The organism is Bacteroidales bacterium (assembly GCA_035342335.1).
Classification (GTDB): Bacteria; Bacteroidota; Bacteroidia; order Bacteroidales; family JAGONC01; genus JAGONC01.
On sequence record DAOQWY010000001.1, the window covers coordinates 59932 to 83650 of the forward strand.

The window sequence follows — 23719 nt, forward strand, 5'->3', positions numbered from 1 at the left end:
AACCGATATCCGATTAACCGATATCCGATTAACCGATATCCGATTAACCGATATCCGATTAACCGATATCGGATAGTTGATTTGATATCAGATTTAAATCAAATATCGGTTAATCGGTTAATCAGATATCATTTAACTTTTCTTAACGCCATCCCTTCCTGATCCTTTATACCTTTACATTTTGTTCTCAGCCGATGGTCAGGAAGGTGGTCATTTTTTTTCTCGTGGTATTGCCCATGTTGCTGCCAGCCCAGGCGCCTCGCCGTATCCTGATCGAAGGGGAGGTCAGGGACACCCTGTACGCACCGGTTCCTTTCGTCAACGTGCTGGTGCCCGAACGAAACGAGGGCTGTGCCAGCGATGTGTACGGGAAATTCAGGCTTTCGGTGATCCCTGGCGACATCCTGCTCTTTTCAGCCGTCTCGTATAAGACCTCCCGCATCCGGATCCCCGACACCCTGGTGGCAGAGCGGTACTGGCTGAAGGTGATCCTTACTGCCGACACGCTTCTGCTGAGCGAGGTGACCATCACTCCCCCGCCTGTGACCTGGGATCAATTCAAAGATACCGAACTGGTGCTGGACCTGCCGGAATATGCCGTCGACGCACTGACGAAGCTGTACATCAAAGATGACCTTGCCTGGCTGTTCGAGGTTACACCGGGTATGCCGGGCCCTGCGGGTATTTTATACCAGATCTTTGGAAAGCAGCCCAGGGAGCAACGTAAGCTGAGAGCCGTACTTACCAGGGAAGCGCTGGAAGAGAAAATCGTGCAGCGCTACAATCCGTATGTGGTGTCCCGTCTGACGGGATTGAAAAGCGAGGCGGCGATCGTCCGGCTGATGAAATATTGCAACCTGGAACTGCCCTTTATCCTGTGGGCATCGGATTATGATTTCTATCTGGCCATAATGGACTGCTACAGGTCGTATCAAAAACAAAGAAAGTGATATCAGATTAACCGATATCCGATTAACCGATATCCGATTAACCGATATCGGATATTTGATTTGATATCAGATTTAAATCAAATATCGGTTAATCGGTTAATCAGATATCTTCACTCCGCCAGCACCAGCACCTTGTTTTTCAGCACTTCGACAACGCCTCCGTTGATCTGGAACAGCCGGATTTTTTCGTCGTTGCCCTGGACCTTGATTTCTCCTGTTTTCAGGATGGTGATCAGGGGAGCATGGTTTTTAAGGATCTCAAAGGAACCGTCGACTCCGGGGAGCTGAACGAGGATTGCTTCACCGGAAAAGATGGTTTTATCGGGTGTGATGATTTCAACTTTCATTTTACGAACTGCTTTCTTCCAGGATTTTCTTTCCGGTTTCGATCGCATCTTCAATAGTTCCCACCATGTGGAAGGCGGCTTCAGGGTATTCATCCATCGAACCATCCATGATCATGTTGAATCCCTTGATGGTATCTTCAATGGGGACGAAGACGCCGGGGCGGCCCGTGAAGGCTTCGGCCACGTGGAACGGCTGCGACAGGAACCGCTGCACCCTGCGTGCGCGGTGGACGATCAGCTTATCTTCGTCCGACAGCTCATCCATACCCAGGATGGCAATGATGTCCTGCAGGTCCTTATAACGCTGCAGGATTTCTTTTACTTTTTGTGCAGTCCGGTAATGCTCCTCGCCTACCACCTCCAGTGAAAGGATACGGCTGGTGGAGTCGAGCGGATCAACGGCGGGATAGATGCCGAGTTCTGAGATCTTGCGGCTCAGCACGGTGGTGGCGTCAAGGTGAGCAAAGGTCGTTGCCGGGGCGGGATCGGTCAGGTCGTCGGCCGGGACGTACACTGCCTGGACAGAAGTGATCGAACCCCGTTTGGTGGAGGTGATCCGTTCCTGCATGATTCCCATTTCCGTGGCGAGGGTGGGCTGATACCCGACAGCAGACGGCATGCGGCCCAGCAGGGCCGAAACCTCCGATCCTGCCTGCGTAAAACGGAAGATGTTGTCAATGAAGAACAAAATATCCCTTCCGCCCGATTTTTCATCCCCGTCGCGGAAATATTCCGCTACCGTAAGTCCTGACAGCGCAACGCGGGCCCTGGCACCCGGAGGCTCGTTCATCTGACCAAAAACAAGCGTGGCCTGGGATTTGGCCAGCTCTTCGTAGTCCACTTTTGTCAGATCCCATCCTCCTTTTTCCATATCTTCCAGAAATTCCTTTCCGTACCGGATGACTCCGGATTCGATCATCTCCCTGAGCAGGTCATTCCCCTCACGGGTGCGTTCCCCCACACCGCCGAAGACCGACAGTCCGGAATATTTCTTGGCAATGTTGTTGATCAGTTCCATGATGATCACGGTCTTGCCGACGCCTGCGCCTCCGAACAGCCCGATCTTGCCTCCTTTGGCATAAGGCTCAATCAGGTCAATGACCTTTATCCCCGTATAGAGCACCTCATTTTGGGTAGTCAGGTTCTCGAATTTCGGGGGATCCCGGTGGATCTCATAGCGTTTTTCAGTGTGGACCTCTTTAAGGCCGTCGATGGAATTGCCGATCACGTTGAAAAGACGTCCTTTGATCTCATCGCCGGCCGGCATGGAGATGGGATGCCCGAGTGAAACGACCTCCGTTCCCCTTTGAAGTCCATCGGTTGAATCCATGGCAATGGTCCGGATGGTGTTTTCTCCGATATCCTGCTGGCACTCCAGGACAATCACGTGTCCGTCGGCTGTGCGTACCTCAAGGGCATCATAGATTCGCGGGAGAGTGGCATCGTCGCTGAAGGTCACGTCGATCACGGGGCCGATGATCTGGGAGATTTTCCCAGTGGTTTTTCCTGCCATAACAAGAAATTATAATGATGGCTTCAAAGATATCAATTTATTGTAAATGTCCAACAGAATCCCCATCTCCTTCCACTTTGTATGTTCTGAGATCGGATTTCTTTGGTAAGAGTTTGCGCTGGAAAATGATCAGGGTAAAGACGCCGAGGGTGATGGCTGAGTCAGCAATGTTGAATACCGGCCGGAAAAAAATGAATTCCTGCCCTGCACCAAAGGGGAACCAGCTGGGATAATGACCATTAATGACCGGAAAGTAAAGCATATCCACCACTTTCCCGTGCAAAAACGAACTGTACCCACCCTCTTCGGGAAAGATTTCAGCAGGATGATAATACGCACTCTCGCTGAAGATCAGTCCATAAAAAGCACTGTCGATCAGGTTTCCCAGCGCTCCGGCCAGGATCAGGGAGATGCTGATGACAAGGCCGGGATGGACCTTTTCTTTTATGATTTTTGCAAGATAGAAAGCGATCAGGATGATGGCTACGATCCGGAAAATGCTCAGGATCAATTTCCCGGATTCGCCGGCGAGCTCCATTCCAAAGGCCATTCCATTGTTTTCGGTGAAATGCAGGATAAACCAGTTCCCGAAAACCTGGATCTCCTCCCCGATAAACATATGGGTTTTGATCCAGATTTTTAAAAGCTGGTCGAAAAAAAGGACGACAAAAATGATGATCAATGGCTTTTTCAAGGGTCAGGGATGGTTGCAGTCCTTTTTGCCCGGTCTAACGTTTTTCGTTCTGCATGCTCAGTTTCGCATCGATGCAGAGGGTGGCATGCGGTACACTTCTCAGGCGTTCTTTTGAGATCAGTTTACCGGTAGCGCGGCAAATGCCGTAAGTCTTGTTTTCAATGCGGATGAGTGCATTTTCCAGTGCATTGATGAATTTTTGCTGTCGGGCGGCCAAACGACTGTTTTCTTCCTTTGAGAGAACATTATAGCCTTCTTCCAGAACCTTAAAGGTGGGCGATGTATCCGTTATATCGTTTTCATTGCTGTTCGTATAGGCTTCGGTCAATAATTCAAGATCCCGGCGTGCCTTTTCAAGTTTCTCCAGAATGATGGCGCGGAATTCTTCCAGTTCCTCGTCAGAATAGCGGGTTCTGATAACTTCTTCTTTTTCGTTTTTCATGGGCTCACGTTATTAGGTAATCCGACAATAAAAATAACTGTGCGTCCGGTCAACCGGCTTTTTCAATGCATATATCCACCTGTATGTCCTCGGTAATTTCGACCCGTTGTTTTGAATCGGCCACGATCCTGTCAGGCATATGCAACGAAAGAGCCAGCGTCTCAGAACAAATATAATGATAATTATGTTGAATGGCTGTTTCCAGCACAGGTTTTTTTTCCACCTCCACCCGGATCTTATCGGTCACTTCCAGGTCACGCTCTTTGCGAAGGTTCTGGATACGGTTGACCAGTTCGCGGGCAAGTCCCTCCTCTCGGAGTTCATCCGTTATGTTCAGATCCAGCGCCACCGTAAGATTATCCTGGCTGGATACCATCCAGCCAGGGATATCCTCGGTCAGGATCTCGACATCCCCGGCAAGGATCTCCACGTGGGCCCCATCCAGCTGCAGGAATATGCTTCCGGTTTGTTCGAGCTGGCTGATGGCCTTCTGGTCGAACTGATCCAGACTGGCAGCGATCTGTTTCATCAGCTTTCCGTACTTTGGCCCCAGGACCTTAAAATTAGGCTTGATCTTTTTGATCAGGATGTCTGACGTATCAGAAATATATTGAATGTCTTTGACGTTCACCTCCGTCAGGATCAGGTTTTTAACAGCATCGATCTGCTTTCTGAACTGAGAGGTCAGCACAGGGATCATGATTTTGTTCAGGGGCTGGCGCACGCGGATCATGGAGCGTTTGCGAAGCGACAGCACCATGGATGAGATGTTCTGGGCCAGCTCCATCCGCTGTTCCAGGTCCTTGTCGATCAGATCCTGCCGGGCAACCGGGAAATCGGTCAGGTGGACCGAATCCGCTGCCAGTTTACCGGTGACCTGATTCAGGTCCAGGAAGATCTTATCCGTAAAGAAAGGTGCCAGGGGAGCTGCCAGCTGAGCTGTGGTAACCAGGCACGCATAAAGGGTCTGGTATGCGGCAATCTTGTCTTCCGTCATCTCTCCCTTCCAGAATCTGCGGCGGCTGAGCCTCACGTACCAGTTGCTCAGATGGTCCAGCACAAAATCCTGTATGGCTCTGCCTGCTTTGGTGGGCTCATAGTCGTTGTAACATTCGTCCACATACCGCACCAGCGTATTCAGCTCCGAAAGGATCCACCGGTCAATTTCAGGCCGCCTGGCAGCGGGTACCTCTGCCATGGAAAAGTCAAACCCATCGATGTTGGCGTAGAGCGCAAAAAAAGCATAGGTGTTGTAGAAAGTGCCGAAGAATTTCCGTTGGGCTTCCACCATCCCTTCCTCGTCAAATTTGAGGTTGTCCCACGGCTGCGCATTCGTCAGCAGGTACCAGCGCAGCGCATCAGGACCGTATTTTTCAACCATTTCGAACGGATCGGCAGCGTTCCCCAGTTTTTTCGACATCTTATTCCCATTCTTGTCCAGAACGAGGCCGTTAGAAACACAGGTCTTGTAAGACACTGAATTGAAAAGCATGACAGCGATGGCGTGAAGCGTGAAAAACCATCCGCGCGTCTGGTCAACACCTTCGGCAATGAAATCGGCAGGGAAGTACTCTTCCAGCTTCTCAGCAGACTCGAATGGATAATGATACTGGGCATAGGGCATGGCGCCCGAATCAAACCAGACGTCGATCAGGTCGGGTTCGCGGAACATTTTCCTGCCGGCAGGTGACATCAGTATGATCTCATCCACAAAGGGCCGGTGCAGGTCGAAGCTTTGATAATTTTCCTCCGAAACTTCGCCTGGAATATATTTTTCATAGGGATTTGAAGTCATGAATCCTGCTCTGATCGCTTTGTCAACTTCCGTTTTCAGCTGGGCGACCGAACCGATGCAGATCGTTTCTTTACCATCTTCGGTCATCCAGATCGGAAGAGGGGTGCCCCAGAAGCGTGAACGTGAAAGGTTCCAGTCAACGAGGTTTTCAAGCCAGTTGCCAAATCGTCCCTCGCCGGTTGCTTTCGGTTTCCAGTTGATCGTATTGTTCAGGGCGATCATTTCTTCACGGTAGGCTGTCGAGCGGATGAACCACGCATCGAGCGGATAATACAGAATGGGTTTGTCCGTACGCCAGCAATGAGGGTACGAGTGGACGTATTTCTCTGTTTTAAAGGCTTTGTTCTCCCTTTTCAGTTTGACAATGATATCCACGTCCACACTATCCTGGTATTCCGGTTTTTCGGGATCATAGTCCGGGTAATATTCATTTTTCACAAACCTTCCGGCGAATTCTCCCATGGTTTCGACAAATTTTCCCTGTTTGTCGACCAGGGTAAGGGAGCCTATCCCGTTTTCCTTGCCTGCCTTAAAGTCGTCGGCTCCAAAGCTGGGCGCAATGTGAACGATCCCCGTACCATCCTCGGTGGTCACAAAGTTGCCCGGGATCACCCTGAATGCGTCGCCATCTATCGGCTGTGCATAGGGAAGCAGCTGTTCATATCGGATGCCGACCAGGTCAGTTCCCTTGCACTTTCCGGCGACTTCAAAGGGTATGTTTTTCTGTCCCGGCTCATATTCATTTATATTCAGGCCTGCATTTTTTTCAGGGAAGAAATTGACGAACAGATCCCTGGCAAGGATGACAGCAATGGGCCGGTAAGTGTACGGATTGAAGGTGTTGACGATCAGGTACTCAATCGCAGGGCCGACAGCCAGCGCGGTATTGGAGGGAAGCGTCCAGGCCGTGGTGGTCCAGGCCAGGATGAACACTTCTCCGTGCACCCCGGGATACAGGAAATCCGATTTCTGATCACGGATCACCTTGAACTGAGCAGTGACCGTATTGTCTTTTACGTCGCGGTAGGATCCGGGCTGATTGAGCTCGTGGTTGCTGATGCCGGTTCCGGCAGCGGGTGAATAGGGCTGGATGGAATAACCCTTGTAAAGCAATCCTTTCTCAAAGAGCCGTGCAAGAAGATGCCAGACCGTTTCGATATACTTATTTTCAAACGTGATGTAGGGATCATCCAGGTCGACCCAGTAACCGATCTTCAGGGTGATGTCGTCCCAGTGATGCTTGTAACGCATCACCTCCCGGCGGCAGGCCTTGTTGAATTCATCCACTGAGATTTTGTTGCCGATATCTTCCTTGGTGATGCCGAGGGTTTTTTCCACTGCAATTTCGATGGGAAGCCCGTGGGTGTCCCAGCCGGCTTTGCGCTTCACATAGAAGCCCTTCATGGTTTTGTACCGGCAGAAAATATCCTTGATAGCGCGGGCCATCACGTGGTGGATACCCGGGATACCGTTGGCAGAAGGAGGTCCTTCATAAAAGATGAATGGTTCATGGTGCTTCCGCTGATCCATGCTCTTGTGAAAAATGCCATGTTCCTGCCAGTATTCCCGGATCTCTTTCCCGATTTCAGGAAGATTTAACTGTTTGTATTCCCTGTATTTTTCCTTCATCCGCCAGCGGATTTTGGTCATTGCCTTTAAAAAGTCTGCAAAATTAATAAAAATATGATAACCAGCGGAAAATGTGAAAGAAATGGAGGAGAGGGAGCCGCAAGCTTCAAGCCTGGTGGTGGGTCCTCAGGTTCTCGGGTCTTCGGGTTCTCGGGTCTTCGGGTTCTCGGGTCTTCGGGTTCTCAGGTCTTCGGGTTCTCAGGTCTTCAGGTTCTGCGTCCGGCAGGTTGGATCCTGGAGGTTGGAATTTGTTTGGAATTTGGTGCCTGGGATTTGGAATTTTATCCTGTCGCCTGCTTATCTTTGTCCTATCACTGCTTAAAAAATGTCTTCCGTCAAGCACTATACGATCCCGATCTTCATCCCCCAGCTCGGCTGTCCGCATCAGTGCGTGTTCTGCAATCAGCGGAAGATCTCGGGTGCCCTGCGCGTTCCGGATGCCGCGGAGGTGGAGGTCATCATTCAAAAGCACCTGGACACCATTCCCCGCGAAAATACCCATATCGAGATTGGCTTCTTCGGAGGCAGTTTCACCTGCATTACTCCTTCGCTACAGAAGCATTATTTATCCATTGTCTCCCCCTACCTGCCTTCCGCCTCCCCGCCTCCCTGCCGACCTGTTGACCTGCCGACCCAAAGACCCGCCTCCCGCTTCCTGCTTCCAGCCGCGCAGGGAATCCGCGTTTCCACCCGCCCTGACTGTATCGACGAGGAACGGCTGTACCTGCTGAAGGAATACGGTGTGACCACCATCGAGCTCGGTGCACAATCCATGGATGATGACGTATTGCGGCAATCGGGCCGCGGGCACACAGCAAGGGATACAGAACGGGCCTCGGTGCTGATCCTGAGCCAGGGTTTTAAGCTGGGACTGCAGATGATGATCGGACTGCCCGGCGATACGCTGGACAGATCACTGCATACAGCCCGGCGGATCGTTGAACTGGGAGCCGACAATACACGGATCTATCCGACCCTGGTCATTAAAAACACGCCCCTGGCTCAACTGTACCGGAAAGGGGAATATGCTCCGTTATCCCTGGAGGAAGCGGTGCGCTGGTCGGCAGCAATATGCGGGATATTTGAGAATGCGGGTGTAACAATCATACGCATGGGCCTTCACCCCTCCGAAGGATTGGTCTCCGGGAAAGAACTCCTGGCCGGACCATTCCATCCTTCCTTTCGGGAACTGGTGGAAACTGCGCTGTGGAAAGAGAAACTCAGGGAAGTATTCCTGTGTGAGTCAGGGAAATCCATTCAAATTCAGGTTGCTCCTGACCAGTTGAATGTTGCGATCGGTTATGGGGCAAGCAATAGGAAAATGCTCCTCGAAAGGTTCAGAAGCGTCACATTTGTTAATAATGTATCACTGACAGGAAGGAACTTTTATGTTCATTATTCTGGATGACAAAGTTCCTGAAAAGGCAAAGAAGAGCCTGGAGATCCACGGGGAAGTGATCGGATTCACAACTTCGGGGATTACCTATGAGGCCATTTCAGGCCATCCGGATATTTTTTTCTGCCTGACCGGCCGTGAATGGATCGTTGCGCCCAATCTACCCCTGGAATATCAGGATCTCCTGGTCAGGGAAAAGGTAATCTTTCAAACGGGTATGTGGCCTGTTGGAAGCCAGTATCCGGATACAGCCCGTTACTGTGCGGTTTTCTCTGACGATATGCTTATCCACAACCTGGACCTGAGCGATCCGATCATCCTTGAGCATGCGCAACAACAAAACAAAATTCACGTGAACCAGGGTTACTGCCGTTGCAATCTTATCTCCCTGACACCCAATGGATATATCACCTCCGATGCAGGGATACACAGGATTCTCAGCCGGCAGGGATTCCATTCGCTGTACATTGACCCGTCTCCCATACTCCTCCCGGGATTGCCGCATGGCTTTATCGGAGGCACCTGCGGCGTATACCTGAGCCAGGTGTTTTTCATCGGAAGCCTCCGCTTTCATCCGCAGGGTGACAGCATCAGGAAGTTCATTCGACATCTTCATTATGACATCATTGAGCTTTATGAGGGGCCGCTGTTCGACGGAGGCGGGGTGATGTTTATTGAATAGCCATTACAGATTATCTGGGTAATCGTTAATGGTTATTCAGGGAGAATTTCCAGGCGCAGTACCATTCTTCCGGATGTGCATCCGGGGGGCAGCCGATGCACTCAGTCCGGATCCGCGGATCGATGGCACTGGCGAATGTGGTATACTCCACCAGCCCGCCGGATTTGCAGGGATAATCATCCAACCCTTTTCGCTTCCGGGCCGACTGCACGCGGCAGTCATTCATCCGAAAAACGAAGCTTCCGGGTGTTTCCTCCGCGAAGCTCTGGGTATTGATGGTGGCATACAGCCGGAAGTTCAGCGCCTGTTTCAGCCCTTCAAGTCCCGGATTGTCGGGCAGGTTCAGGAATTTTTTTACCGACCACGCCTCCACAGGCGAAAACTGCCCCCAGCAGGCATCATTGCAACGTTTTGCATCCTTCATGCCGTGCACAAACTCCACGGCCTGGAACCACACCCCGTCGTTGGCAAGCCAGTTGACCGCCAGGCCTTCTTTCAATGCATGCAGTTCTTCATCGCTCAGGTTCATCATCGGACCGGGAAGGTTGCCGGTAAATTCGAATCCAAGGACTTTGGCCAAACGCTTCACCTGAATCTCATACGTCCGGTCGTAGACCGTTTTCAGTACCTTCAGGGCCTCCTCCCTGCCAAATCGTTCCTGTACCTGGCCATACCACAGCACGTGGTGCATCACGGTACGGTGAATGAAGTCGATGACCAGGCGAATGGTGTCACCGTGGGAAAGGGTGGATTGGTCTGGAATTGAATGGTTCATAGTGGCATGTTGTTATTCATTGTCATTTACTCGGCGCTTCGCGCCTGGCGTTATTCATTGCCATTCATTGTCATAGATCAGCGCTTCGCGCCTCGTGTTATTCATTGCCATTCATTGTCCTTTATTGTTATTACGACTATAAATGACTATGAATGACTATGTATGACCATGAATGACTCCCCTCACATCCTCTCCCGTACTTCCTTATTCATCAGAATATTCGCCAGTATCTTCGGTGAAACCTCTAATCCCAGCACCTTCAGCTTATCGATGAGGTTCTGCCGGATCACCTCATCGTCCTCGTTGGATTGAAGGATCGCTTTGATCTCCCGGAATTGCGAAGCAGCAAGGACTTCCTCAAATGCCTGCGATATGGGTTCCGTATCCTGGCTGCCCGATATACGCACTTCTGAGGCAGGCAGGCCAAGTGTTTCCAGTTCAAGGATGGCTGTCTCGAGGATCTGACGACCGAGCTTTTTACAGGTCTGCAGATACGGGATCCCGGAGGTGTCACGCATCGACCAGCTGCTGTAATCGTATTCGATTTTTTCGATCTGGCGCAGCTTCTGGGAATTCTCCCCGAAGATCCGGGCCAGGATGATCAAGGCAGAGCTTTTCCAACCCTCCAGGTTGAAATTTTTATCATCCAGTTTTTCGATCAGTTTTTTCAGGAGGTGAACTTCTTTTTCCATACAAGACTTTTCCTTTAAATCATCACCAAATATAATCGGATTCTTCCACTTTTCATGAGTTGGAATTTGAATTTTGTGATCTGTCTGGAATTTGGATCCTGGAATTTGGGATTTACATCCTGTTATCCTCTACCTTTGTATCATTATGATCCGCCCCGACATCATCCGTGATATCATCGAAGCTGCCCGCATTGAAGAGGTGGTGGCTGATTTTGTTACCCTGCGCAAACGGGGGTCCAACCTGGTTGGCCTCTGTCCGTTCCATAATGAAAAAACGCCTTCTTTCAATGTCTCTCCCGCCCGCGGCATCTACAAGTGCTTTGGCTGTGGAAAGGCGGGCAATGCGGTCAACTTTGTCATGGAGCACGAACATTATTCGTACCCCGATGCCCTGCGATACCTGGCAAAGAAATACAACATCCGGATCGAGGAGCACGAACAGACCGCTGAAGAGCTGCAGGCCCTGAATGAACAGGAGAGTCTGTACCACGTCAACACGTTTGCCCGGAAATTTTTCAGCGATAGCATGTTCCAGTCCGAGGAGGGAAGGGCGCTGGGACTAAAATATTTCAGCGAAAGGGGATTCCGGGAGGATACGGTGAAAAAGTTCGAACTGGGCTACAGCCCCGATAAATGGGATCATTTTACCCAGAACGCCCTGGACAACGGATACAAGCTGGATTATCTCCTGAAGACCGGGCTGACCATACGGTCGGAGGATGGCAGGCTCTATGACCGTTTCCGTTCACGCGTCATTTTTCCGATCCATAACCTGACCGGCAGGGTGATCGGCTTTGGCGGCAGAATCAGGACAACCGCTGAAAATAAGCCGAAATACATCAACTCGCCTGAATCCGATATTTATAACAAGAGCAAGGCACTTTACGGGATCTTTTTTGCCAAGAATGCCATCATCCGGCAGGATAACTGCTACCTGGTGGAGGGATACACCGACGTGATCTCCCTCCACCAGGCCGGTATCGAAAATGTGGTCGCTTCATCAGGCACCTCGCTGACCACCGATCAGATCAAGCTGATCAAGCGCTTCACCCGCAACATCACCATTCTGTATGATGGTGATCCGGCAGGCATCAAAGCTTCTTTCAGGGGGATCGACATGATCCTGGAAGAAGGGATGAACGTCAAGATCGTTCTGTTTCCCGAAAACGAAGATCCTGATTCCTTTGTCAGAAAAAACCGCACCTCTGAGGTTGAAAATTTCATACGGTCAGGTGCCAGTGATTTTATCGTTTTTAAAACCAATCTTCTGCTGAAAGAAGCTGCCAATGATCCAATCAAACGCGCTTCGCTGATCAAGGAGATCGTACAATCCATCGCCCTGATCCCGGATGCCATTTTCCGCACCGTGTATGTCAAGGAATGCGCTTCGGTGATGAATATGCCGGAACAGACTCTGATGAATGAACTGAATAAGATCCTCCGGATGAATTTCAGCAAAAAGATGGACACCCTTCATCCGGGAGTTTTTCCGGAGGAAATCGTTTATCCGGCCGAAAAACAGATTTCAGCGGATCCCAACATCAGTGAATATCAGGAAAAGGATATCATCCGGATCCTGCTGTTGTACGGTGAAGAGGTCATACCGGCCAATGGTGACGACAGCACCGAGATGACTCAGGTGGCCAGGTTCATTGTCCATGATTTGTCCCTTGATGAACTTACCTTTCAAAATTCCTACTATCAGTTCATTTTTGATGATTTCCGGAAGGAACAGGAAAAAAACAGGATCCCATCCGAAAAGGACTTCGTGAACCACCCCGACACCTCGGTTGCACAGGTTGCCATAAGCCTGGTATCCACTCCGTATGAGCTCAGTGAAGGCTGGTCAAAGAACCTGATCAGGGTAAAAATGGAAAAGGAGATCCTCAAGGAAGCTGTACTGTCCGCTGTACTTGCCTTCAAGGCAAAAAAGGTTGATCAGATGATCACCCGAATCCAGAAGGATCTGAAGGTTGCATCTGATGAGGAGGAGATCCTGGCGCTTTTGCAGGAGCAACTCAGGCTGAAAAATATCAGCCGCGAGATCAATGCGAGGCTCGGGCGGATTGTTACAAAATGAGAGAGGGGAGAGGAGAAAGGAGAGAGGAGAGAGGAGAGAGGAGAGAGGAGAAATAGAATTGGTATTATTTTTGATAAATTTGAGGCCGTTCTCGTAAAACCAACTAATTAGAACCATTATGAAAAAAACATTTTTTATTCAGGGAATCTGCCTGGCGGCATTAATGTTTTTGATGCTGGGCACTTCATTTGCACAACCCACCCAGGTTTATCACCATCCTACACTGAACATTCAGTTTGAAGCACCCCCTAACTGGATGCAGATACCTCATCCGGAAGACCAGACGATCTATGAGCTCGTCTCCTTGGATACCACCATCCATGTCATTGTTTTTCATAGAGTTACGTCCCAGGATGGTCTGGCTTATGTAAAAAATTTAGCGCTTTTGAAGCAGCTTAAGCCGAAAGGTGAACCTGTGAAAAAGATCATCAAAGGTAAAGAAGCTTTTGAAGTTGAGGCATCCGGTCTGATCAAACAAAAACCCATCCGAATGATCATCACTGCCCTTCCGTTTGAAAAGGGATTCTTCATCGTTCAGATATGGAGCCCCGAACAGAACTTCATGAACTATCAGCAAATGATGCGGAATATCCAGGGGAGCCTTGGAATTACCGGATAAATACCTTCTAAAAAAGCGATAACTGATCCCGTTGAGGATTTCTTTTTCTTTCCGAATGTAAGATCTCGGTCAGGTTTTGTTCGATCCGGTCAAGAAAGGGACTTCGTCTGGGGTGAAAAACCTTCCCCATCATCGAACGTTGCAAGGCGTGGCTCAGGTAAAGATGCTTCATCGCCCGGGTCATCCCCACATAGATAAGCCTTTTTTCCTCTTCAGGATCTGACTCCATTCCCTCAAAAAGTGAAAAGGGTAATAACCCTTCTTCACAGCCTACAATAAACACACATTTGAACTCAAGGCCCTTTGAAGCATGCAGCGTCATCAGGCGGACGCCTTCGGTTGCCGCCTCCAGGGTGTCGGCGCTTGTTCCCAGTTCGGTGAACTGGAGGAAGGCTTCATGGTCATTACCGTAGTTACGCGCAAACGCCAGCAGCTTTTTCAGGATCGTTTCATCCGGATCAGGCCGGTTTTTAAGAAAGGATTGCGACAGCATACCAAGGGCAGTTTCAACACTGAGTCCCTGGACGAATTGCCGGACCTGATCAGGATGAAACGGGATGACATCCGCTTCGTGGATCAGTTTATGGCCTAGCAGCTGGTTTTTGGGGTGATGGGCCAGTTTCAAAAGGCCGAGGAGGGTCCGGACCGGTTTTTGCCGGAAGAAGGGATCCTCTGCCACTTTCTGACAGGGGATGCTGTGATCGGCAAAGGCTTTTTCCAGAACATCCATCTGCCTGCCAATGCGGCACAGTACGGCGAAGTCCGACAGGCTGCTGATCCCCTCTTCCTGCTCACCGGAGCTGATCTGGCTGTCCATCGAATAAAACCGAAGCCCTCCCATCATTTTCTCAATGGTACGTGCTACAAATTCCGCTTCGCTCCGGTCGGTGGGATGGCTGACGATCTTCACTTTCACATCTTTTCGTAAACCATAAAGTACGGGCGGTTCTCCCACGTCATTACCGATCACCTGCCGGGAGGCCTGGAGGATCTGGTCGGAGCACCGGTAACTTCTCGTCAGACCATAGATGGATGCTGCCGGGAAATCACTCCTGAACCGGTTGATGAATTTCACACTGGCTCCCCGGAAGCCGTAAATGGCCTGGTTGGGATCGCCAATGACGAATAGGTTCGGTTCCTCTGCCTGCATCAGCAGCCTCACCAGTTCGTACTGTGCCTGGTTGATGTCCTGGTACTCATCGATCAATATCCACGGGTATCGCTGGCGCCAGGCATCCGCTATTTCGGGGTGATCGCGCAGCAGGATCACGGATTCATAGATCAGGTCGTCCAGGTCAAAGAGATTGTTCTGTTCAAGACAGGACTGATAGGCCCGGATGTACCCTGCATCCTCCCGGGCAGATGAAATGGGCGTAACTTCCTGCTTGAGAAAGGTTATTTTATCAGAAAGATCCGGAATGACTTTTTTATCCGCATTGACCCTGGTCGACAGCAGATAAGCTTTCTCTTCTTCATTGATGACCGAGAACGGACATTCCCTCCCTGTTTTGGATACATTTTCCTTCAGGATGGAATAGCCCAGCTGATGAAAAGTGCACAGGGTCAGATCGCGGCAGAGGTTTTCATTGACCAGGGTTTTCATTCTTTCCTTTATTTCCCCGGCCGCTTTGTTGGTGAACGTGATACCGAGTATTTTTCCCGGTTCAATGTGGTGATGATTGATCAGGAAAGCAATCCGTTGCGTCAGGACCCTGGTCTTTCCCGTACCCGGTCCCGCGACGACCAGCGCCGGGCCGGTGTGATGCAGGATGGCCTCTTGCTGTTCAGCGTTCAATCCGAATCCAGTCTTATTATCGATTGCCAGTTGTCGATTTTCAATTTTGGCTTGATCATGGTCACCTGCCTCCTGCCGATCCCGACTTTCGTCGGGATGTCGCTTCGCTCCGCTGCTGATCCCCGCGAGTGAAACGAAGCGGGGACAGGCTGCTGATTGCTGACTGTTGATCCCGACTTTCGTCGGGACGTCGCTTCGCTCCGCTGCCGATCCCGACTTTTGTCGGGACGCCGCTTCGCTCCGCTGCCGACTGGTATCCGCCTCCCCGAACAACGATCCATTCTGTTGCAGCATCTCCGCTTCCCCTTTTTCGAATACCCGTATCTGGCCGTATTCACCGTCGCAGCCGGGTTTGATGATCACTTTCCCCTCCCGCATCCGGCGAATGGCTTCCACAAGCACGCTTCCGGCATAGTTGGCCAGGTTGTCGAGCGGCTCATGCAAAAGGATGGAAAATTCACTGCCGGCCTTCTGGATGAGGTTCTGATAGGCCAGTTTGATCTGCTTTGTTTCCGTTCCTGTACCGTGGATTTCCGACAGGATCTCCTTCAACGGGATCAGGGAATGAAAAGGTAACCGGTTAGGCTTTTCGGAACCCTTCTTTCTGTCGGCCAGTTCATTTACCCGGTTCAGGACGCCCATCGTGACGGGTTTGTGGCAGACGGTGCATACTCCGCCGTGCCGGTCCGTTTCATCCGGATCCCAGCAGATGCCACATTTCCGGTGTCCTGCATAATGGTATTTTCCCTCCTGCGGAAAAAAATCGATCGTACCCCTGCATTGGCCGGAATCACCGGTTTTCAATGCCTGGACGATGGATCCATATTCGAGCCGGGTGTCAAAGATGTTCGCATTTCTGCCCAGTTTTTCCGGTGAATGCGCGTCGGAATTCGAAACCAGCGTATACTTGTCAAGGAAACTGCAGCGCCAGTTCATGGGTGGATCACTCGACAGGCCGGTTTCAACGGCAAAGATGAAGGGAGACAGGTCGGCATAGCAGTCTTCAATGGAATCAAAGCCCGACTGGGCACCCAGGGCTGAGAACCAGGGGGTCCAGATATGGGCAGGAATGAAAAGGATATTCTCGCTGCAGGATAGGGTCAATTCCAGCAGGTCGCGCGAATCCATCCCAAGAATGGGACGCCCGTCGGATGTGATGTTGAATTTATACCGGAGCAATGTCTGCTGTATTCGTTCAACCGTCTGAAAATCAGGAGCAAGAATAACATTATGTACCTTCCTGACCTTGCCAGCTTTTTTATAGATATTACTGATCTCAGCTGAAAGAAGAAACCTGGTTTGCTCACTGTCCTGTTCCATTGATAAGAAAGGAATGGGCATCCTGCAATCAGGTTTCAGGGTGAAAAGACCGGGTTCAGCAGGCTGGAGCTTTTCCCTGAGTTCGTTGATCCATCCGGGGTGGGTGAAGTCACCCGTACCAACGACCTGGATTCCTTTTATACGCGCCCAGTAGTCCAGAAATTCAGGTTTGAGTTCCTGGCTGGTCGCAATGGAGAAATGCGAGTGGATATGGAGGTCGGCGATGAACTGCACGGGTGCAAGGTAATAAAAACACAAACGGGAAACCACTCTTGTGAAGTAATTTCCCGTTTCTCACGCAGCAGCCATAGCCGGTTGCATGAGCCAAGTTACTGTTATTTTGACTGATCCACCTCGGTTAGGTCCGTAGACCCTTCTTTATTGGACCTGGGATTGGCCGCACACGCCCTTTCGGTTGTTGCCTTCTCCGCCCCCCTTCCTTTTCGAGCGATTTCCGTTGACCTGGACTCCGGGGAGTCCCTCTTTGCGGAAATCCGGCCCGCTGTTTCCCGCTCCGTGGAGCGGTACATACCTGCGGACCGCCGACCCTTCAAGCTGACAGACATTGTACGCAATTGCTTGCGACCCTGTGTGTCTGAACGGGCTTTCACCCTTTCAGGCTACTCCTCCGACCCACTTGATTTTAGGGTTGTCATCCGGCCTTGATATCCTTGCGAACATCCCGGCTGAATGACCGGTGTCTCCGTGTTACACTTTTTCAAGGAACTGATGTGAGATTCCCTCGCTTGTCCAGGTAGTCTTTTATCTCTCACTTGGTTTGGTAAAATTACAACTGGATCAGGTGTGAAAGCAAATTTAAACCGGTCTCAGTGTTCACATTTTACACACACGGGTTATGAACAATTGTTAATAACTCAGGACTTTTTAGTCAACGGAACAAGGAAGAATCACTCTTTCATTTTAAAGATCAGCCGGCGTTTGTTCATATCGTTCCACGCATTGATCAGCATCCGGAACTCCTCATAATGCTGCGGAGGGATGGTTTGTATGGCTAACCGGAGTTCACGGGACAAATGAACATTTCGTTTTTTGGAGGCTATTTTCAAATGAACGGAACCGACCGGATTCTCAATGACCGTATCCTTAAAATCGGTGATCAGGTCCAGATCAGCGGGGAGTTCCAGGATATAGTCATAGGATTCTTCCAGCAGAAATGGGATCTTAAGCGGTGCGATTCGCGAAGCATTCAGGTAATTCATCTGGAAGGCGGCGAATCCGTTTTGATACACAGGAAGTTCAAGGAAATAATAATGATCCTGCTTTTTCAGGGCTGTTTGACAGTCGGCCTCCCATACCAGGAATGATTGCTCAGGATCGGATTGTTTTTCCGTGCAGGATTTGATTGAACCAGCCGATGCAAATGAGGTCCAGGCTCCTTTTGCGTAATCCTTATTTCTTTGGATGGCCATATGGGGATTCAACAGTTTGCCCAAACTGGCCGAAATTGTTGCCGACAGCCGGTGTGCCGTATCCATTTTTATGTTGAATTCCGCTTTCAGTGTGCCCGGCTGGCCCTGAGTGCGGTTTATTTTCAGGAAAGAAGCCACAGGGTCGATTTGAACAAGCGAATGGTCACCCACGGCCGTCATCAGGGCCTGGTCATCCATACCCGTTGCTGAAAGCAGCAAATGATCCCCGTCGTCAAGGTTGACTTCCACCGCAAAACCTTTCACGGCAGGAAGGCAACCAATGGATCTGTCCATCAGATCGTTCGGGAAGGCTGCATACAAGCCGGCCCGGAAACCAGCCTCCTTCAGCAACGTACACAGCAACACATTTTTTTCCGCTTCAGTGCCTCCATTGCTTAGCCAGGTTTCTTCGGCTGTCCGTAACCGGTATCCTGTATATTCCATCGGCACATTCAATAAGTTGAACTCTTCCACAACCAGCTTGTGAATGGCAAAGACCTGCAAGAGGGGATCGGATTGCTCTTTTTTTATGTTGGCCAGCCTCGATTTCATTTCCTGGTTCACCTTCCAGAGAAAAGCATCCTGGGAGGCAAATGAGGCAAATACCTCATCAAAATTCCGGCCCGTCGAGAAGATTAGCGTGGGCAGGTATTCGGATTCCGCGGGTTGAAAAGGTTCCTGTGTTCTGGCCTTTAAATTGGAAAAAGTCCAGACAAATCGTTTTCTCGCGTTTTCCCGAAAAACTTCTGGTGCGGTGCGTAAATGGAGCATCTTATGATACAACTCGGCGGATTCAGGGATGTCAACTGTTATAATTTGGTCATCAACAGGTGACGAGGTGGTCAGCACCTCGTTTCCCATCAGCGCGGGGTAGTAATCCGGAGCGGTTAAAATGGTATAGTCCAGATAAATCGAGGCTCCAACCTCCAGGGCGGTATGGGTGATGACCATTTCCCTCAGGTGAGCCGCCCCGGGGAAATTGGTGGCAAACCGCGGAAGGACTTCGTTAAATGCATTGGCGGGAGTTACGACTTTTTCCCCATCAGCCATGATCGTGTACGACTCGTTGATCTGAAGTTTTTGATAACGGGGATCAAAAATGACAAATGTCTCCCCGTACAGTGAATGAAAAGCCAGGTGAGAGAGGATCTTCAGCTCTTTGATCACACGGTGTTCCATGCTGCCGTCATCGTTCAGACGGTATTCTTTAACGATACGTGTAAATTCCGCATCCGGTTCCTGTGCCAGCCCAGGAAAACCAGCCAGCAATCCGCACCCGGCCAGCAATGCAATGACAATGAACTTCCTCATGTTTCCTCCGGTTAACATATTATAAATGCTTTAGTTATTCCCCATTCCACCTATAACCACAAATAACTACCCACAACTACCCAATGACTACCAATGACTACCAATGACTACAAATGACTACCAATGACTACGAATGACTTTTTATGACCATTAATCTTTTTTCAACACCACCACCCGTTCCGCAAATTCATTCTGCGCTTTCACGGCATCACGGTAGGCCGGCCAATCCTGCGGCTCATAGATGCGCTTTCCAAAAACCATTTTTTCGGTGATCCTGAGGGTATTTCCATCCTTCTGGACCATGCCGTCAAAAGAAGATGCATCACCGGTCGTATTTTTTGAAAAAACGGACGGACAGGAAGCATATCCGGAAGGCACGGTAATCGTTTCATCCAGTTCAACCCAGCGGGAACACCGGTCTCGGAACGGGAACTTCCGGACTTCCAATGCGGTGTTGGCATACAGATGCGGCATGATCCTTTTAAAAAATCCGGAGGCAATCACTGGCTGAAAAATAATCTCCTGGTCAGTAATGAGGGCATAGTCCGGGATTTTGTAGGAGATCTTCAGCGTGATCGGCCCTGACAGATAGTGATACGGGTCACCGAAGTCGCAGGAGAGCACAACGGCCTGTGGGGCCACTTTCAGAAGCTCGGTTTCCACCAGTTCTTTCCAGTAAGTCCGGCGAGAACGGGTAAACATGCTTCGGACTGCGGCGTCGGACTGACCTTCAGCCGTCAGGACGAGAGAACCCGTGTAGGTGCCATCCTTGTCCAGGTCGGCTGTACCCCTGATCCGGATCGAATGGTTCTCTGGCGGGGAGATGGGCGTTATGGCAAGGTCGGCGCTTTCGGGAACTCCCATCAGGTAATTCTGCTGCTGTTCGGCACTCGACCAGAGCTCCCGGATAAAGGGAACCCAGGTTGGATCCAGGAGTTCGTACTCCCCGTGGGCACGTTTTACCAAGGTGACACAATGGTTAAACTGGTCGGCCGGGATAAGTTCGATACGTGATCCCGCCATGGTCATTGCGGGATAGGATTCAAATCCGGCCGCACGGAGCATGGTGATCAGCATCCCGGCTTTGTCCTTGCACACGCCACACCGGTCGGTAAAGGTCATATGACCTGTATGCAGGGTATAGCCTTCCCCTTCACCCATGGAAATGCCTGAATAACGGATCTCGTCTGCCACCCAGTGGGTCAGCAGGCTGATCGAATCAGTCTCTGTTTTGGCACCCTCAAGGATCTGGTCCACTTTGGCCTGGATTTCCGGAGTCGGTAAAAAGCTTCCATAATCCTCATTGACTCCGTAGAACCAGAGCGATTTGGCATTCCAGTCGGGACTGGTAGAAAGCAACAACTTGGGAGCAACGTCGGAAAGAGCTACCATTCCCGGCTCTGATTTCACCGGGAGCATCTCCTTCATGGTGAAGGTATAATGCATTTTGTTATCGCGCAGCCAGGCGGATGATTGAACCTGTCCGTGGTAAAATTCATACTGCAGGGTTTTTTCTTTTGGGATGACCACCTGATAGCACTTGATCCTGACCGGCTGGCTGCTCCAAAACTCAACAATGTCATAGAAATGGCCTCTCATCGGTGGGATGTACCGCTCCTCTTCTCCTTCCTGCTGAAGCAAAGCATAGGTAAATCCTTTCCTGAACAGAAAGACCTCCACCGCATCACCCGGGTCCAGGCGGCCTATTTCCAGCATTTTTTCCCGTGCGCCCCAGTAAATTGCCCTGGCTGGGGCAGGGTAATCAATCACCTGTTCGGGTCCGAGCTCCCTCCGCGTACCGTCTTTTTTGTGGATCACTGCTTTCCTGATCTCAACATAGGCTGACTGAGGGTCGTAGTCGATCTTAATGACACTGAGGTTTTTGGCACCCTTAAAATTAAAAACTTTATAAAGACGGTGCATGGTGACATAGCTCAGTCCGCTTTCCTGCACCTCGACGCGGGTGCTGTCGAACACGGTGATCATGTCGGCATCCGGGTAATCGGCAGCCTCAGCATTTTTTATCTGATCCTCAATGGGTCCTGCTGCCAGAAAAAAGGGGATCAGAAGGACTAAAAAGAAAAAAATTGTTCTGGTCATGGTGTTGATAACAGAGGTTAAAACAGTTACATAGGTAAAAGTATCAAATCATTGTCGTTTGTTCAGAAAAAAATTTTTCAGCAGGGAACCACACTCTTGCTCCAGTACGCCACTTTTCACCATCGTAGCCGGGTGAAGGAGGTTTTTTGAAATCAGTGAATAACCCCGTTTGTCATCTTTTGCTCCATAAACGATCCTGCCTATTCGGGTCCAGAAGGAGGCAGCGGCACACATGGCGCAAGGCTCAATCGTCACGTAAAGGGTGCATTCCTGGAGGTATTTGGAACCAATATAGTCCGAGGCAGCCGTGTAAGCCTGCATTTCAGCATGCGCTGTCCCGTCGTTCAGTCGTTCGGTAAGGTTGTGCGCACGCGCAATGATCCTGTCGCCCCAGACAATGACGGCACCCACGGGAACTTCATCCCTTACAAGGGCTTTATAGGCTTCCCTGAGCGCTTCCTTCATGTAATATTCATCCGGGTGTGGGATCACGCGCAAATAGTTTTCCAAGCATACAAAGTAATGAAAACAAACCTGATCATCTGCTATAAACTCTCGGAAAAAAAGTCATCATTCCGGTAAAAGTTATAAATTTGCCCTGTCATCGGAAGAATTTTTTGCAGGCCGATGGATCATTAGTTGCAGCATATGAAAAGGAAGAGGTCATTCAGTGTCTTGTCTTTTTTGCTCTTCTTTTTACTATTTGTCTTCCCGTTGTCATCCATTGCACTTTCAGAGCCGGAAGCGCATTCGGTTTCCTCTTCAGAACCTGCTGCGCAGCAGGAAGAGGAATTCAATGCCGGGAACATGATCATCGAGCACGTGATCGATGCACACGAATGGCATATTATCAGTACACGAAAGAAAGATGTATCCATTCCCCTTCCCGTCATTCTCCTTGATCAGGGGAAGCTGCACGTTTTTATGTCCTCCGGATTTCATCACGGGACCGCTTCTTACAGGGGATTTAAGCTTGAAACGGAAGGGAAGAACAAAGGAAAGATCGTCAGGGTGACCGGTGGTGGCATGGAAACGGATGAACAGGCGCCGCTTCCCCTGGACTTTTCGATCACCAAAAACGTATTTGCCCTTTTCATCAGCTGCATCGTGATCTGCGTCATCTTTATCTCTGTTGCACGGGCCTACAGGAAAAGGGAACATCATGCACCCAAAGGACTGCAGTCGCTTCTGGAACCGGTGATTCTTTTTGTCAGGGACCTGGCCAAATCCTCCATCGGAGAGCATAAATATGAACGGTTCATGCCTTATCTGCTTACACTGTTCTTTTTTATTTTCCTGAACAACCTGATCGGGGTCATCCCGTTCTTTCCCGGGGGGGCCAATGTAACCGGGAACATTGCGGTGACAGGGGTGATGGCCATCATCACGTTCATCGTTACCATCTTCAGCGGGAATAAAGACTACTGGAAGCATATTGTCAACACGCCCGGTGTGCCCTGGTGGCTGAAATTTCCGCTGCCCCTGATGCCTGTCGTGGAGATCATGGGTGTCTTCACAAAGCCCTTCATTCTGATGATACGTCTCTTTGCCAACATAACCGCAGGTCATATCATCATTCTTGGATTTATCAGCCTTATTTTTATTTTTGGACAGATGAACGCCGCCCTGGGTTATGGTATCTCTGTCGTATCCATACTTTTTGCGGTATTCATGGGATTGCTTGAGCTGCTGGTCGCTTTTATCCAGGCATATGTCTTTACCCTCCTTTCCGCCCTTTATTTTGGGATGGCTCAGGAGGAACACCATTGACAAAAGGATCGGGAACAGGATGAACAACACGCTATCTATCAGTATTAATCATTTAAACTCAGTATTATGTCAATTTTAACGGTTTTATTACAGGCTGCTGCTGACCTGATTCCCATTGCAAAGATGGGTGCTGGTCTGGGAGCAGGATTGGCTGCCATCGGAGCGGGCATCGGCATCGGACAGATCGGCCGTGGCGCGGTTGAATCCATTGCGCGTCAGCCGGAAGCCGGAGGAGATATCCGGTCAAATATGATCGTGGCTGCTGCTTTGATCGAAGGAGTTGCTTTTTTTGCCATTGTGGTTTGTTTGCTGATCATCTTTATCTAAAAGCAAATCCATTGAGCCGACTCTTGCAGTGTGACGGTTGGTCATCCTGCAA

At 50.2% G+C, this 23719-nt stretch carries 18 protein-coding genes; 7 read left to right on the forward strand and 11 right to left on the reverse strand.

All coding sequences use genetic code 11. The features are described 5' to 3' along the window. Nucleotides 1-194 precede the first annotated feature (194 nt). Nucleotides 195-950, forward strand: coding sequence for a carboxypeptidase-like regulatory domain-containing protein (locus PKI34_00240; protein HNS16231.1), 756 nt, complete (start codon nt 195-197; stop codon nt 948-950). 110 nt (nt 951-1060) lie between these two features. Here PKI34_00240 and atpC read toward each other — a convergent pair whose 3' ends face one another. From atpC to ileS, 5 genes are read right to left on the reverse strand one after another with little or no spacing between them, the layout of a single operon-like run. Further along, nucleotides 1061-1297 (reverse strand): ATP synthase F1 subunit epsilon, encoded by a 237-nt coding sequence (gene atpC / locus PKI34_00245; GenBank protein ID HNS16232.1) that lies wholly within the window; start codon nt 1295-1297, stop codon nt 1061-1063. Between the two features lies 1 nt (nt 1298). Then, entirely contained in the window at nt 1299-2810 is a 1512-nt protein-coding gene (atpD, locus tag PKI34_00250; GenBank protein HNS16233.1) for a F0F1 ATP synthase subunit beta, read from the reverse strand. A gap of 37 nt (nt 2811-2847) precedes the next feature. Next, nucleotides 2848-3504, reverse strand: a complete 657-nt coding sequence (locus PKI34_00255; protein ID HNS16234.1) for a lipoprotein signal peptidase — start codon at nt 3502-3504, stop codon at nt 2848-2850. 34 nt (nt 3505-3538) lie between these two features. Next, nucleotides 3539-3946, reverse strand: a complete 408-nt coding sequence (locus PKI34_00260; GenBank protein ID HNS16235.1) for a TraR/DksA C4-type zinc finger protein — start codon at nt 3944-3946, stop codon at nt 3539-3541. 49 nt (nt 3947-3995) lie between these two features. After that, nucleotides 3996-7370: an isoleucine--tRNA ligase gene (gene ileS / locus PKI34_00265; GenBank protein ID HNS16236.1), complete on the reverse strand. Its 3375-nt coding sequence runs from the start codon at nt 7368-7370 to the stop codon at nt 3996-3998. Between the two features lie 325 nt (nt 7371-7695). On the opposite strand from ileS, the gene PKI34_00270 reads away from it, so the two are divergent. Both PKI34_00270 and PKI34_00275 read left to right on the forward strand, forming a co-directional pair. Further along, nucleotides 7696-8778 carry a radical SAM protein gene (locus PKI34_00270; GenBank protein HNS16237.1) on the forward strand — a complete coding sequence of 361 codons (1083 nt, stop codon included), beginning with the start codon at nt 7696-7698 and terminating at the stop codon, nt 8776-8778. Then, on the forward strand, nt 8759-9448 hold the full coding sequence (locus tag PKI34_00275; GenBank protein HNS16238.1) for a hypothetical protein: 690 nt from the start codon (nt 8759-8761) through the stop codon (nt 9446-9448). The genes PKI34_00270 and PKI34_00275 overlap by 20 nt, the downstream gene beginning before the upstream one ends. A 25-nt stretch (nt 9449-9473) precedes the next feature. On the opposite strand, the gene PKI34_00280 is transcribed toward PKI34_00275, so the two are convergent. Both PKI34_00280 and PKI34_00285 read right to left on the reverse strand, forming a co-directional pair. After that, nucleotides 9474-10223, reverse strand: coding sequence for a DUF6125 family protein (locus PKI34_00280; protein ID HNS16239.1), 750 nt, complete (start codon nt 10221-10223; stop codon nt 9474-9476). Between the two features lie 182 nt (nt 10224-10405). Beyond that, entirely contained in the window at nt 10406-10915 is a 510-nt protein-coding gene (locus tag PKI34_00285; protein HNS16240.1) for a hypothetical protein, read from the reverse strand. Between the two features lie 145 nt (nt 10916-11060). Here PKI34_00285 and dnaG point away from each other — a divergent pair, with 145 nt between their 5' ends. Continuing rightward, on the forward strand, nt 11061-12995 hold the full coding sequence (gene dnaG, locus PKI34_00290) for a DNA primase (GenBank protein ID HNS16241.1): 1935 nt from the start codon (nt 11061-11063) through the stop codon (nt 12993-12995). A 118-nt stretch (nt 12996-13113) separates the two neighbouring features. Next, nucleotides 13114-13614, forward strand: a complete 501-nt coding sequence (locus tag PKI34_00295; GenBank protein HNS16242.1) for a hypothetical protein — start codon at nt 13114-13116, stop codon at nt 13612-13614. A 7-nt stretch (nt 13615-13621) separates the two neighbouring features. Here PKI34_00295 and PKI34_00300 read toward each other — a convergent pair whose 3' ends face one another. The 4 genes from PKI34_00300 to PKI34_00315 all read right to left on the reverse strand — a co-directional run bounded on the left by PKI34_00300 (nt 13622) and on the right by PKI34_00315 (nt 22059). Next, nucleotides 13622-16999 carry a UvrD-helicase domain-containing protein gene (locus tag PKI34_00300; GenBank protein HNS16243.1) on the reverse strand — a complete coding sequence of 1126 codons (3378 nt, stop codon included), beginning with the start codon at nt 16997-16999 and terminating at the stop codon, nt 13622-13624. A gap of 638 nt (nt 17000-17637) precedes the next feature. Next, the gene (locus PKI34_00305; GenBank protein ID HNS16244.1) at nt 17638-19470 is read right to left on the reverse strand and encodes a DUF3857 domain-containing protein; all 1833 of its coding nucleotides are present in this window, start codon (nt 19468-19470) and stop codon (nt 17638-17640) included. A gap of 150 nt (nt 19471-19620) precedes the next feature. Beyond that, entirely contained in the window at nt 19621-21570 is a 1950-nt protein-coding gene (locus PKI34_00310) for a DUF3857 and transglutaminase domain-containing protein (protein HNS16245.1), read from the reverse strand. A 48-nt stretch (nt 21571-21618) separates the two neighbouring features. Continuing rightward, the gene (locus PKI34_00315) at nt 21619-22059 is read right to left on the reverse strand and encodes a nucleoside deaminase (GenBank protein ID HNS16246.1); all 441 of its coding nucleotides are present in this window, start codon (nt 22057-22059) and stop codon (nt 21619-21621) included. Nucleotides 22060-22218: 159 nt separating this feature from the next. On the opposite strand from PKI34_00315, the gene atpB reads away from it, so the two are divergent. After that, nucleotides 22219-23340: a F0F1 ATP synthase subunit A gene (gene atpB / locus PKI34_00320; protein HNS16247.1), complete on the forward strand. Its 1122-nt coding sequence runs from the start codon at nt 22219-22221 to the stop codon at nt 23338-23340. Between the two features lie 66 nt (nt 23341-23406). After that, the gene (gene atpE / locus PKI34_00325) at nt 23407-23667 is read left to right on the forward strand and encodes an ATP synthase F0 subunit C (protein ID HNS16248.1); all 261 of its coding nucleotides are present in this window, start codon (nt 23407-23409) and stop codon (nt 23665-23667) included. Nucleotides 23668-23719: the final 52 nt, after the last annotated feature.

Coding starts and splice junctions, on each gene's coding strand:
- PKI34_00240 (HNS16231.1), top strand. CDS start 195: ATGGTCAGGAAGGTGGTCATTTTTTTTCTCGTGGTATTGCCCATGTTG.
- atpC (HNS16232.1), bottom strand. CDS start 1,297: ATGAAAGTTGAAATCATCACACCCGATAAAACCATCTTTTCCGGTGAA.
- atpD (HNS16233.1), bottom strand. CDS start 2,810: ATGGCAGGAAAAACCACTGGGAAAATCTCCCAGATCATCGGCCCCGTG.
- PKI34_00260 (HNS16235.1), bottom strand. CDS start 3,946: ATGAAAAACGAAAAAGAAGAAGTTATCAGAACCCGCTATTCTGACGAG.
- ileS (HNS16236.1), bottom strand. CDS start 7,370: ATGAAGGAAAAATACAGGGAATACAAACAGTTAAATCTTCCTGAAATC.
- PKI34_00270 (HNS16237.1), top strand. CDS start 7,696: ATGTCTTCCGTCAAGCACTATACGATCCCGATCTTCATCCCCCAGCTC.
- PKI34_00275 (HNS16238.1), top strand. CDS start 8,759: ATGTTCATTATTCTGGATGACAAAGTTCCTGAAAAGGCAAAGAAGAGC.
- PKI34_00280 (HNS16239.1), bottom strand. CDS start 10,223: ATGAACCATTCAATTCCAGACCAATCCACCCTTTCCCACGGTGACACC.
- PKI34_00285 (HNS16240.1), bottom strand. CDS start 10,915: ATGGAAAAAGAAGTTCACCTCCTGAAAAAACTGATCGAAAAACTGGAT.
- dnaG (HNS16241.1), top strand. CDS start 11,061: ATGATCCGCCCCGACATCATCCGTGATATCATCGAAGCTGCCCGCATT.
- PKI34_00295 (HNS16242.1), top strand. CDS start 13,114: ATGAAAAAAACATTTTTTATTCAGGGAATCTGCCTGGCGGCATTAATG.
- PKI34_00305 (HNS16244.1), bottom strand. CDS start 19,470: ATGAGGAAGTTCATTGTCATTGCATTGCTGGCCGGGTGCGGATTGCTG.
- PKI34_00310 (HNS16245.1), bottom strand. CDS start 21,570: ATGACCAGAACAATTTTTTTCTTTTTAGTCCTTCTGATCCCCTTTTTT.
- atpB (HNS16247.1), top strand. CDS start 22,219: ATGAAAAGGAAGAGGTCATTCAGTGTCTTGTCTTTTTTGCTCTTCTTT.
- atpE (HNS16248.1), top strand. CDS start 23,407: ATGTCAATTTTAACGGTTTTATTACAGGCTGCTGCTGACCTGATTCCC.